1 protein-coding gene is annotated in these 1279 nt (G+C 63.6%); it reads right to left on the reverse strand.

Going from position 1 to position 1279, the window contains the following annotated elements; translation table 11 throughout:
- A partial coding sequence (locus tag AC1D01_RS35255) for a hypothetical protein (protein WP_477874248.1) occupies positions 1 to 1079 on the reverse strand: 1079 nt, incomplete at its 3' end.
- Between the last annotated feature and the right edge of the window lie 200 nt (positions 1080 to 1279).

Raw genomic sequence — 1279 nt, forward strand, 5'->3', positions numbered from 1 at the left:
ATCCACAGCGGTGGCAGGCCCCAGAGGCGCAGCAGTTCGAGTGCGCGCGTACGTTCTTGTCCATGACTCTCAGGATCCACGATCGAAATCCTCGGCGTCGCAGACTCTTCATGGCGGGTGTTCGACAGGATCCGCGCTTCGACGTACCGCCTTCGCTCCTGCGAGGCCTCGCTGAATGCACTCTCGTCGACGAAAAGCGTGAATCCCTGAAGCTGCGCGATCGTGGAACGCAGGCGTTCAGGTTGTCTGGTTCGATTCAATTCCGAGAGTGCACAGACATGCACGCAGAGTTGGCCCAGAACCTCCCACAAGGAAGGTGGCGGCGTCTCGATCCTCGCCTTCAGCGCAAGCAAGGATTCGATGGCTGAAAAGAATTCGCTGCCGGCGTGGGTTTCGTTCATCGCCCACGCGGCCCAGAGCAGCAAGGCCACCGTCGGCGGTCCCGTCTTCGCGAGCCCCGCCGCCACGTCCGCCACCATGCTGCCGTCGCAGCCGGCTTGCAACGTGAAACTGCGGATCTCCAACTCGGCCTCGCCCTCCGAGGCAGGGACGAAAGTGACGAGACCGCTCTCGAGCAGGCTGGTGAAGGTTTTTTCGAGCGAAGAATCGCGCAACCAGCCGGTCCACCCGGACCATGCTCGCCCCCCATTGACGCGCCCCGTCAGCTTGCGCAGATCGAAGTCCCCGCTCTGCGAGAACGTCCGGCGGCGAGCCGACCTGGGAGGACTGTCCGGCTCGATCTGCTGCATGCGCTCGCCGACACCGTCATGGATCGACATCGGATCGAACGAGGGCCAAAGCTGCTCCAGCGACACGATGATGCTGCTGAGGGTGTCGAACGGCTCGCCAACGGGGGCTGCCCGGTCGGACTCCGGACCATCGACAGGGTCAAGGGAGCCAACGTAGCGCAGGTCGTCCTTGAATCGCTCGCGCGACAACATGGCACGCAGGGCCCGGCAGTTCACCAGCAGGGCTTTCCGCGATTCAGGGCTCATTCCCCAGCCTGCCGTTCTCTCCAGGCGGCAGAACTCGAGCAGGTTCTCGATGAAGCCATCGTCGGCTGAGGTTGCACTGGTCACCGCTRCCGCTCGCAGTTGAAACGCGCACTCGCGCTGGCCCCCAGCTTCGAGTGCCCGTGCGATCCCGGCCAACTCGACAGGGTCGCATCCCGGTTCGACATGGATGGCACCGATTGCCCGCCCCTGCCGATCCCAGCTGAATCTGCCAACGAGGAGCTTCTCTTCGACAAGCACACTCAAGCGCTGAACCGCACTCGTCT

The sequence above is a fragment of the Rhizobacter sp. P3_B12 genome (genome assembly GCF_056402895.1).